The organism is Chryseobacterium sp. JJR-5R (assembly GCF_034047335.1).
In the GTDB taxonomy this organism is placed as follows: Bacteria; Bacteroidota; Bacteroidia; order Flavobacteriales; family Weeksellaceae; genus Chryseobacterium.
The window spans coordinates 2,501,452-2,513,623 of the sequence record NZ_CP139137.1; the positions used below are offsets into that span (position 1 = coordinate 2,501,452).

Sequence of the window (12,172 nt, forward strand, 5' to 3'; positions counted from 1 at the left end):
ACATTTTTATACATAATATTTGTCATATTATTAAAGCAAGATAGGAATTACAGTTCTGCATCAACAGATCCAGTTTCAAATAAAATGCATGACCAGATAAAAAAAGATGGTGAAATTATTTAGGATACTGAATTCTGTTTTAATCTTCATTTATCTTATAAATACTCACCTATTATTTTTATTCCGATCTCTAGTTTTTCAAGGTCTGCAGAACCGAAGCTTAAATAAAATCCGTGCCCTGAAATTTTGTAATAGTCGCTATTGATGATCATGATATCTTTAGATATGAGTTCGTCTATAATATCATTGTAATTTTCTGATTGTTTTATTGGGGTTATCCAATACCCGAGACCAAGCTTTGGCTTATGATATTTGACTTTATCATTAAGATATTTCTTTAATAACAGATCTACCTGATCTCTTTTTTCCTTATAAAACTGGGTATATCTCTTAATATGCCTGCTGAATACACCATCCTGAATAAGATTGAAGAGGGCAGCCTCCATGATCATATCGCCCGAGATATCTATAACTTTTCTTAAATTTTTTATTTCATTGATCAGGTCGTGGCTGCCTACTACATACCCTATTTTTAACAAAGGACTTACAGATCTGCTGAATGTTCCGATATAAAAATAATTTTTAAGCCTGTTGCTACTGCATAAGGGGAAAAGTGGAGCTTCATAATTCAGGTCAATACAGTAATCATCTTCTATAATAAAAAAATTGTATTCATTTGAAAGCTCAATAAGTTCCTGGCGTCTTGCTTCACTTAATACAGCCGTTGTGGGAAATTGAGAGTTAGGAGTGATATATACTGCTTTTATATTTTTCTTCTGCTGCAGTATTCTCTTCACATCGCTTACAATAATTCCATCATCATCTACTTCCGCAGTAATAACATTAGCTCCGGAATACTCAAAAGCATCCCAGGCAAGCCTGTACCCTGGATGTTCTACAATAACGTGATCGCCCTTATTAAAAAGGCATTGGGAAAGCAAAAATATACCCATTTGGCTTCCTCTGGTGATGCAGATATTGTTTTCATCTGAATGTATTCTTCTCTGTTGTGCCAGCATTTGTGCCAGCTTCACCCGGAGTCTAATATAGCCTAACGGATCAGTTTTTAAAGTGATCTTACCCTGATGTATTTTAGAAGCTATCCTTCTGTATTCTCTCATGACATCTAAAATCGGAGAATGCCGGGCATCCGGAAGGCCCTGGTCAAAAATATTGTTGCTTGCTGTTCCTTGATATTTTTCATCATCACTTAAAATATTTTTCGGTAAAGAATGTGAGACAAAAGTTCCGCCCTGGGGAACGGAAAAAATCCAGCCTTCCTGTTCTAGACGACTGTATGCTTCAATAACGGTGTTCCTGCTTACGTTCAGTGACGAAGCAAGCGTTCTGGTACCCGGCAATGCGTCTCCTCTTCTGAGATTTTTCAATTCAATTGCATTTATAATCCCAGTTGAAATCTGAAGATAAATCGGCACTGTTGAGTAATTTTCAAAAATATTCAGATTAAAATCCCAGGGTCGCAGCATATTTAAATGATAAAAAGTATTTTTTCTGATTGAAGATGGTTGTTATACAACAAAGGGTAAACAGATTATATGTAGAAAGATAATCAGTACCGGCTCTTAGCCATTTGTAATCTCTAGAATTCTATCATATCGTTATTTTTATTGTCAAAATAATAATATGATAGAATTTTTTTGTGTACATCAGGGAAAGGTTTTATGCAATTTTTAAACTGCTTATCTCTGATTATTATAATGCCTTTTACATAGCATCTGTTTTTTCTGTTTTTTCTCAGAAGATTTGCTGTTTTTTTCAGCAATATGTTTTCTATGATATCAGATGATCAGTATTCTTCATCCAGATTCATATTTTTGCTGATCCATTTATACAGGGTTGTTTTCGGGATCCTGTATTCTTCTACGATCTGCATTTTGGTTTTCTGTCCTGTGTTTATCAATTCCAGGATAAATTCTATCACTTCCCTCGTATAGATATTTTTCCTGAATTTCGGCAGGCTGGTTTTTTGTTTGTTTTTTGTTTTGAGGCAATCTGTGGAACAGGAAGGGGAATACAATATAATATGCTGGCTGTACAGCCTGAAAAAATCGTATTTCAGAAGTTTGCTCCACTTCAGCAGATCGGAAGCTGATATATCTTCAGACTGGTATACATTGCGTATCTGCTGTTCTTCGAGGTGAAAGAAGTTACAGATGCGGGATATTTCTATCCCGCTCTCTATAACACTTTTCTCAATCATTTTTCCTATATGGATAAATCTAAAGTCCATAAGTGTTTTCTATTTATAGTGACTTTGTGTTCATTAATTAATTGGTACATACCGTATGGGTAATCTTAATGACAGCCTAAGGCTTCCAGAATGACCATACCGTACCGTTGAATACGGCAAGCTGGTGCGCAGTGGTGTCATATGCCATCATTCCTGCAGAAGGGTTGACAATATTCAGGTGAGGACTTGCCATCTTAGGCAATACCATAGCTTTATTGGTATCGGTAAGCACCAAAATCCCGGGTGTGGAATCTGTGGCCGCATTAGTGCCTATAGCGACTTTTGCATTTGATAATTCTGTTTTGGTATCCTGTAAAACGGTGTTTACCAATCCTGTGGCATCAACACTCATATCGAACCAGGATCCCGATTTACGGTATTTCACCTTTTTATCGGAAATATCATAAACAAGGGTACCGTCTACCGCTGACGTAATGGAAGCAGCCGCTGTTACCCAGGGCAAAATAATACCTCTGTTACCGCTGGCAAATTCAAGCGATACGGATGAATTGCTGACCGCTGATTTTCCAATGGCCACCTGGCTGCAAGCCATGCCGGAAAACAGCAGTGATAATGTTATTATTGTATTTTTCATTGTTTAACTTTTTTGTTATCTGATAATTCCCGATGCATGGGGCCATGCTGCCCCGTGCATCAAAGAATTAAAAAAATTAATCATTTAGTCCGGACAGGTTTGTGTAGTCATACACTTCCATCCATAAGTAGTTCCGTTATCTGTTGTGGTGTACACTTTCAGACAGTTATTTGTGGAATCATATACCATCATTCCTTCAATGAAATTCGCAGGGGCAATGCCTACCGGATTTCCTGATGAGTCGAAAGCAACACGGTTGACTACAAAACCTTTTGTTTTGGCTTCGAGTGCCGTCCATGCTCCTTTTCTCACCATTGGCCAGTTGTCACCGCTGATTCCCGCTCTTCCCAGTGCAGAAATACCGAAATTGGTATTCAGCGTAACTCCTGAAGTAATAGCAGGCCTGTAACAGCTCAGACTGATACAGTTGGCAGGCTGGGAGGCGGCATTCTGCGAAGTGCCGATTCCCTGGCCCTGGTCATTACCGATATCAGCAGCTCCTCCTGTATTAACAAGTTGTGGAACTCCCTGTGAATCTACACATGACGCGGAAGCACATATGTTCCTGTTAGGCGCGGAAGATCCCGGTCCTGAGGTTACGGTGCCTGCCGCAGTTACCAGCTGGTTAGGGTTTACATTTTCATCCCCTTCCACGGCATCCGGACAGCCGTCGTTATCTGAATCCAGATCTAAACGATCTGGTATGCCATCGCTATCGGTATCCTGGTCTATTCCGCATGTCTGCCCTCCATAGCTTAATATTCCACTATTATCAGAATATTGTGTATCTGCAAATACTATATGTAGTTTTCCTGTTGCCGTAGCCACAAAACTAACTCCACCCTGGATACCTTGAGACATATTAAGCAAATTAGGAATCAGCTTATCTCCATTTGCCGGATTATACTGACCGTTTGAGTTTGTGTCAATCATTCCGACAAATTTTAATAGTGTACTATAATCTGATGCTGTTAAGTTAGCAAAAGGGAGATCAACTGGAGGATTTGATCCATAAAGAACTCCATTACTTACATTATATTGCAAACCATCATAATCAGCAACTCCATTTGACGCATAACCTAAAGCGTAGAATTGCTTCCCATTGTTTGGACCTCCTATAGCAGTATATACTCCTACATTTGAACCAGTCAATTGAAGTTTGTAAATTTGACCTTGAATTACATCTAAGTTTGTACTTTGCCAAGCCTGTAAATTATTATTAAAACTACCGCTAGATGAATTAATACATTTTGTTTCATCTCTATCAAGTATTCCGTCATTGTCATCATCCAAATCAATAGAATTAACAATACCATCACCATCAGAATCAACATTTGTACATTCAGGATCTTTCAATACATTGTTTTGTGAAGTACCTATGCCCTGACCGACATCACTTCCGATATCAGCTGCACCGCCTGTATTTACCAAAAGAGGTACTCCCTGTGCATCTACGCATGAAGCAGAAGCACAGATATTTCTGTTAGGAGCAGTCGACCCTGTTCCTGAAGTTACGGTACCGGCTGCATTCACCAGTTGAGATAACAAAACATTTTCATCGCCTTCTATAGCATCAGAACAACCGTCGTTATCGGAATCCAGATCTAGTCCGTTAGGGTTTCCGTCACTGTCGGTATCACATACACCTAATTTACTGGCTCCGAATGTAAAATTCACCCAGTTTTCCGCAAGCATATAGTTAAATGAAAGAGAAGTGTGAACACCTGGAACTTTTACTATTGCGTATCCTTCTTTACCGGTAAACTGAGTCGGCGAATCTACTGTAAAACTGCCTCCGGCAGTACCCGACCATAAAACTTCTACCGGCCTGTCAAACATGACAGGAACACCTGTGCTCGGATTACCTATAGATGCAAATACTAAAATTGGATCTGTCATCGGCTGATCAAATACAAGGACATTCGATGAAATGTCTGTATTAGCTATGGTAGGGTTATTGTTAGGAACCCCATAAGAAGCCGGGAAAATTGAATGATTGTACACTGCAGGCGATTGTGACATAGGCTTGTCAGACGTAAATGTAAATCCTACTCCATTTATAGTACCTGTAGCCACTTTATTGTCTGGAGAGAATGATATAGGACCTGTCCAGAAGAACTGATTCGGGCACTCTACCGTATCTAAAATTCCATCATTGTCATCATCCAGATCATCCGCATCTATTACTCCGTCTCCATCACTGTCTTTAGGAGTAGCCATTAAAGCTAAATATCCTGACTTTAACTGGTTCCCAGTAAAATTACCCTGCCCGTTTGAATTGACTGTACCTAAATTTACAGCTCCTGAAGTAAAATCCCCATCAGCATCCCATACGACATTCCACACGATGGTATTGTCTAATGTAGAGAACTGAAGATGTGCATCCTGAGTAAAGTCAGTATTCTGCAGCTTCCATTCACGGGCAATTCTTCTTGTAAAACCAGGCATGAGATCTGTATTAATCTTATTAACTGTAGAAGCATTATCATCCCCAATGGTGAGGAAATTCAGGTTATTTATTATCCCTGTTCTGCTGGTGGCACTGTTAGGATTGGTAAAGTCTGCATTGGTTGAAAGGGTCAGTATTGATCCTGGGTTTACCGATTTAGAAACTTTCTGCTCCAATCCGGAATTATCATCCCTTCCGATTCCTGCTACGTTGCTGTTATAGCCTGCAACAGCTGTCCAGAAAGCGCTTCCTGTAGAACCTGTATAATTTCCGGATTTCGTGTATCCGTACTTAAGCGCTAAATAGGATTCCACCTTATTTTGGTCTGCTGCGTTTAATGCTGTATTATAGGTAGCATATTCCGGTGACACTACGTAGGAATTCTCCCCGCTGCTGCCTCCGATGGTTCCCCTGAAAGCGGTTGCCCCCGAAGCTGCTCCTGAAAGAATACTCAAGCTGTTCCCGTAGAAAGCGAACGGCCCGCCGTTTCTGATATAGGTATACTGTCTTACATCCGTTGTAGATGCCACTACAGAATTGGTACCTGCTGTCAGGCTGTTAGGGGCTGCATCATAATACACGGTATTCATTAAATTATTCCAGTATCCTAATATAACATTAGACAGTGCAGATCCGAATACCCGCGCGTTGGAACCAGCTATTTTTAACTTAGACACTCCGAACATTGAATAATTTCCTGAGACATCCAAAGCGGCAGGCAGTGTAAATACGCCTCCGTTTAATGTATATGACTCATTGAAATTAACCAGATCATTAGTTGCATTGGTAGCATTATACACAATGCTGCCTCCGCCGGTAGCATCATTGGTACTCAGGGCATTTCTCCAAACGGTTGTCGTATTATTTATATTCTGCTTATTCCAGGAAATAAGCCCTGCATTTACGCCTCCCGGCGCAGTTGCCAGTGCAGAGAACGTATAGAACTGACCGGTTGTGAAATTTGCAGTGGCTGTAAAATACGGTGCCCCGGCAATGGTTTCCAGCGTCATTTCCGTTCTTGTATCTGTACCGTCAAAGGCAGCATCATTGCTGATTACCAGATAAGGTCTGGAAACATTACCTGCAATCTGATCCAAAGGAATAGCTACTTTTACATTACCTACCGTACCGGTTTTCTGTACTTTCCAGATCCGGGTCATCCTCTGAGAAGAATTTCCAAAGGCAAACGGAGTGGCAAAGCTAAGGCTTCCCGTATCCGACCCCCATACAAGTGAGGAAAGATCCGCCGTAAATGCATTGGTATTCGCTGTATTGGTACTTGCAAGACCGATATTTCCGATAACAGGCTGGAAGCCCGTGTTGGAACTTTTCGACTGCTTCTGGTTCAATATGGAAGCATCATCCCTCATGATCCCGGCAATGTTATTGCCATATCCTGAGTTCAGAGAGGCATCCCAGATAGTTCCGGAAGCGGAATTGGTATAATTCTGCGTCGTAGTCTGGTCTAAGGTAAGACCGTATTTAATAGCATTATAAGAATCTACCTTGTTTCTTTCACTGGCCGACAATGCCCTGTTGAAAACAATGATGTCTCCGATACGGCCATTATAGTTGGCTGAATTAGGTGAAACTCCGAAATACATCGGGCTGTTATTTCCGGTATAAGGAACCAAGGTTGTTCCTGAAGCAATCTGCAGCCCGTTTCTTCTGAGTGAAGTTTTCGGTGTCAGACTGTTGTTGTTCCAACCGGTCCATAGGTACGGAACGTTGAGCGTTCCGCCCCAGGCAGCACTGATCCTGCTGGTAAGAGCACCATCCCAGTAGAAATTACCGTCACTCCAAGGAGAATGCATATTAAGCTGTCCTCCTGTACCCAAAGATTCAAATAACGAAGAACTGTTGGTTAGGGAAGCCGCTGCATTTACCACAAATGCTGAAGCATCAGCATACGTATTGGTTGCCAGGATACCATCCGGATCAAGCATGTTCTGTGAACCGTTGAAATTCATCACCGGGTTAAAGTTCAGGTTATCCGTTGTATTGTTACGATAGGTTGGGCGAGCCGAAACGACGGTTTGCATCGCATGGTTACTGCTTCCACTCTGATCGGTCCAGTTAGCGATAGCATTGGTATCCGCCGCTGCCGTTACATTCTGGATGACATCTGCACGCATAGACGGATGTCCGTTGAATCCGGTTACCGTGAAACGGATGTATCTTGCTGTTATCGGTAAGGTAAAGATATTGGAAACCTCAGAATTATTATCCGTATTTCCTTTATAGTTTCTTCCCATATCCGTGTAGGCAGTACCGTCCGTAGAATAACTCAGCGTATAGCCTGTTACCCATTGACCGGCATCTCCCCTTCCTTTGGTTACCACTCCGTTTACGGTTTGTGAAGAACCCAGGTCGAGGGTTAGGTAATCTCCTGTAATTGCTGTTAAGGCAGACCATGAAGATCCTGACGTGAGCGTGGAATTCGCCGGTGATAAAGAAGCAGAATTTGAAGAACTTGCCGTTCTGCTGCCTGCCGGAACATTGAAATATGTGGTTGCAGAAAGACTTCCGGCATCAGCACGAAGCCATACACCGGCGCCTGCTACTCCTCCCGGACCTACTCCTTTCCCGGAGAAGGTAAAAAACTGTCCGCTGCTTAAATCGACTGTAGCAGTATAGTATCTTACCCCGCCAAGATCTTCCTGGCTCATGGCAATTCTGTTATCGCTGCCGTCAAAAACAGCATCACTGCTTACCACGAGCTGAAGTGCCGTAACGGCTGTAATCTGGTTTACCGGTACAGCAACCTTTACCGTTCCTACCGTTCCGGTTTCCTGCACTTTCCAGATCCTGGTCATTCTATATGTAGAAGTACCAAATACAAAAGGCGTTGCAAATAATGTATTTCCGGTATCAGAACCCCATACCATGTAGCTCTTATCTGATGTAAAATCATTGATATTTGTGGCATTATTAGCTGTAATATTACCGTTTCCGATGACAGGTTGTAATCCGGCATTCTGTGAAGCAGACTGTTTCTGGTTCAGTGCTGTAGCATCATCGCGCCCTATTCCGGCAATATTATTCTGGTACGTGGTATCCCAGTTCCAGTATATTGTGGTTCCATCTGCTGCTAGATAGCTGAACGGCACAGCTGTTGTTCCCAGAGTAATACCATAGCGGATCGCAAGATAAGAATCAATACGCTGCCTGTCGGTAGCGGATATGGTCCTGTTGTACATGATGTACTCTCCGATATTTCCGTTAAAATACCCTCCTACTTCTCCAAATCCTAAACGTGCTAAACTGAAGCCCGCAGGCACAGATGCGTTTGTACCGGTACCGGTCTGCACATTATCCCTATAGGTCAGCATCTGTCCGGAAGGATTGGCATAGGTATAAGTATTTAAGTAACTGAAGTTAGGATTAACAGCGGTAGAGCCTCCATAATTTGGCTGACTGTTTCCACAGCCTACATCCATCCATAAATTTCCGAAAGTATTCCATATAAGGTCACCGTTTCCTCCACAAGAACTGTATATATCAGAAATTCCTGTGTTTGAAGCTGTAGCACTGTTAAAGGCTGTAATCTGGGTATGGCTGCTGTTTATGCTTCCATTTAACAAATTAGATAAGGATGCAGCGGATGTAATTTCCATTAAATCATTTCCGTCAAATTTCGTCACGGTGTTAAAGTTCATGATCCCTGTTGAAGGCTGGCTGGCCGCAACAGGCTGCGAAAAGGTTCTTCCGCCGAGCGACAGATCCTGCCACTGCGCACCTGAGAAACCTTTATCTCCTTTTACCCACATATCAAGTCCTGCAATAACACCTCCAGGGGCTGCAACATATCCTGAAAAAGTAAAGAACTGTCCTGAAGCAAAGTTAACAGATGCAGTATAGTATTCTGTACCTCCTACTGTTTCCGGGGTCATGGCGATCCGGGTGTCACTGCCATCAAAAGTATTGTCATTACTTACAAGAACGAATGGCATATTGGCAGCTGCGATCTGACTAACAGGTACCGCTACTTTTACATTGCCTACTGTTCCGGTCTTCTGCACTTTCCAGATTCTGTTCATTCTGTAATTAGATGTACCAAATACGAATGGCGTCCCAAATAAAGTACTTCCGGTATCAGATCCCCAAACCAGTGAAGAAAGATCCGTCGGGAAGGCGTTGGTATTTGCTGCATTAGAAGCAGCCAGATTTACATTACCAATCACCGGCTGCACACCCGCATTCTGGGAAGCAGACTGCTTTTGGCTCAATGCTGAAGCATCATCCCGGGCAACAGATGCAATGTTGTTGTCATATCCTGTTCCGGAAGTCCAAATTACCGTTCCTGCGGAATTGATATAATTTCCGGATTTGGTATGCCCGTATTTCACGGCAAGATAAGTCTCGACCTTATTCTGGTCGGCCAGACTTAAATTGGTGTTATAGGTAATATATTCCGGAACAACTGCATTTGAGTTTTCTCCCGAACTTCCGCCAATGGTTCCTCTGAGTGCCGTTGCCCCTGAAGTACTTCCGGTTAACAATGAAGTCCCGTTGCCATAGAATGCAAACGGACCATTGTTGCGGATATAGGAATACTGCCGTACATCCGTAGTGGAAGGAATTACACCATTAACTCCGGAAGTAAGGCTGTTCGGTACTGCGTCATAATAAACAGTGTTCATCAGATTTCCCCAATATCCCAATATCACATTGGATAGGGCTGAACCGAACACTCTTGCGCTGGAACCTACGGTTTTCAGCCTTGCAACCCCAAACTGGGAATAATTGCCGGTGAGGTCCAGTGAAGCAGGCAGAGTAAATACACCAGAGGTGTTGAACGTATAAGACGGGTTAAAGTTAACCGCATCAGTGCCTGAAGTATTATATACATTGGTACCGGTTGCCGTAGCGTCATCATAGCCTGTGGCATTTTTCCACAGTGTTCCGGTATTGGATGCATTTTCCTTATACCATCCGGATAATCCTGCTACAACACCTCCTGGTGCTGAAAGGGTTCCTGCGAAGGTAAAATACTGTCCCGTAGTGAAATCAACAGTTCCGGTGTAATAGTCCACACCGCCAATGGTTTCCAAGGTCATCGCAACTCTTGTATCGCTTCCGTCAAAAGAAGAATCGCTGCTTACCACCAGGGCAGGCTGTGAAAGGCTGGCCGGCAGCTGGCTTACGGCCAATGCTACTTTTACTGTTCCCACGTTTCCGGTTTCCTGTACTTTCCATATACGGGCCATGCGTCCTGTAAGCCCTCCATAATTAAAGGATGAGGCAAACAGATTGGTGGATCCGGTATCAGAACCCCAGACCAGATAGCTCATATTTGATGAAAAGCTATTGGTATTTAAAGCATTGCTTCCTGCGATGGTCACATTTCCGATCACAGGCTGTATCCCGGTATTGATGGATCTGGACTGCTTCTGAAGCAATCCTGAAGCATCATCTCTCCCTACTCCGGCAATATTGTTATTATAAGGAATATTGGTAGCTGCATCCCATACCATGGCTGATGATGAATTAAGATAATTCTGCACCGTGGCCTGGTCCAGCGTAAGTCCATATTTTACAGCTACATAAGATTCCACGCGGTTTCTTTCATCTGCGGAAAGATTCCGGTTGTAGATGATAAGGTCTCCGACCCTGCCGACATACGCTCCTCCTATATACATAGGGCTGTTGTTCCCGGTATAAGCATTCTGCGTTCCTCCGGAAGCAATCTGGAGCCCGTTTCTGCGTAAGGTGGTTCTCGGTGTCAGTGTGCTGTTGTTCCAACCGGTCCAGAGATACGGCTGGCCGGTAACACCGCCCCATGGCGCACTGATCCTGTTAGTCTGAGGTCCGTCCCAATAAATATTTCCGTCTGAAGCCCATGGCGCATGCAAATTCAAAACAGCCCCTACCCCAAGCGCCTCTACAAAAACACTGGAATTAGTAGGTGTTGTAACTGCACTCATCAAAAAGGTAGAGGCTCCCACGTTGCTTGTTGCAGGCACTACTCCGCTGCCGTCGATCAACTGCTGGGTATTGCCGAAATTTACGACAGGATTAAAATTGATGTTATCCGTGGCGTTATCTTTAAAGACAGGGCGTACCGCTGCACTTGCTGAGGCATTGGACTGGAACGTGCTATTGTTATTCCCGCTCTGGTCCTGCCATACGGATAAAGAAGAATTATCTGCCGTAACGCTTCCTATGCTTTGCAGTACATCAGCACGCATGGAAGGATGCCCGCTGAAAGCCGTTACCGTGATCCGGATATACCGCGCATTTACAGGAGCCGGAAACTGATTGATAATCTCCGTATTCTGATCGAAATTCCCTCTGAAATTGACAGGGGTACCCGATATATTGATTGTATTATAGGTAACATTATCCGTAGAATAGCTCACGTTATACGAAGTTACCCACTGCCCTGCATCCCCGCGTCCTTTCGTAACAATACCACGAAGGGTTTGTACCGATCCTGTATCCAAGGTAAGATAATCTCCATTTACCGCATTTAATGCCGACCATGATGTGGTAGACGTCAGCACGGAATTGGCGGGTGAGAGTACGGCAGCATTTGTAGAGCTGGCAGTACGGTTTGCAGCGGGAACATTAATATAGGTGGTGTTTCCTATACCCTGATCTGCACGGAGCCAGAGACTGGCACCCGAAACCCCGCCGGGAGACTGTCCCGAGACCCTTAGTCCCGTCAGGAAAACCATCAGTGAAAAAAGCCCATATCGAAATGAAACTTTGTATCCTGATGATTTACATTTATCAATAAAAAGTAAATTCATTATTCATTTATATAATTATTATTATTTTTTAAGAAGCTGCTGATCTTTTATTTTACTTTTAA

At 42.9% G+C, this 12,172-nt stretch carries 4 protein-coding genes; all 4 read right to left on the reverse strand.

The features are described 5' to 3' along the window. Positions 1-155 precede the first annotated feature (155 nt). Entirely contained in the window at positions 156-1,448 is a 1,293-nt protein-coding gene (locus SD427_RS11100; RefSeq protein ID WP_320557862.1) for a PLP-dependent aminotransferase family protein, read from the reverse strand. Between the two features lie 419 nt (positions 1,449-1,867). Then, a complete protein-coding gene (locus tag SD427_RS11105; protein ID WP_320557863.1) occupies positions 1,868-2,311 on the reverse strand; it encodes a transposase in 444 nt (147 codons plus the stop codon). 76 nt (positions 2,312-2,387) lie between these two features. Next, positions 2,388-2,906 carry a hypothetical protein gene (locus SD427_RS11110; RefSeq protein WP_320557864.1) on the reverse strand — a complete coding sequence of 173 codons (519 nt, stop codon included), beginning with the start codon at positions 2,904-2,906 and terminating at the stop codon, positions 2,388-2,390. 84 nt (positions 2,907-2,990) lie between these two features. Further along, a complete protein-coding gene (locus SD427_RS11115) occupies positions 2,991-12,110 on the reverse strand; it encodes a discoidin domain-containing protein (protein ID WP_320557865.1) in 9,120 nt (3,039 codons plus the stop codon). Positions 12,111-12,172 lie beyond the last annotated feature (62 nt).

Bases quoted from the DNA above. Each gene is read 5' to 3' on its own strand.
- SD427_RS11115 (WP_320557865.1), bottom strand. From the start codon at position 12,110: ATGAATTTACTTTTTATTGATAAATGTAAATCATCAGGATACAAAGTT.
- SD427_RS11110 (WP_320557864.1), bottom strand. From the start codon at position 2,906: ATGAAAAATACAATAATAACATTATCACTGCTGTTTTCCGGCATGGCT.
- SD427_RS11105 (WP_320557863.1), bottom strand. From the start codon at position 2,311: ATGGACTTTAGATTTATCCATATAGGAAAAATGATTGAGAAAAGTGTT.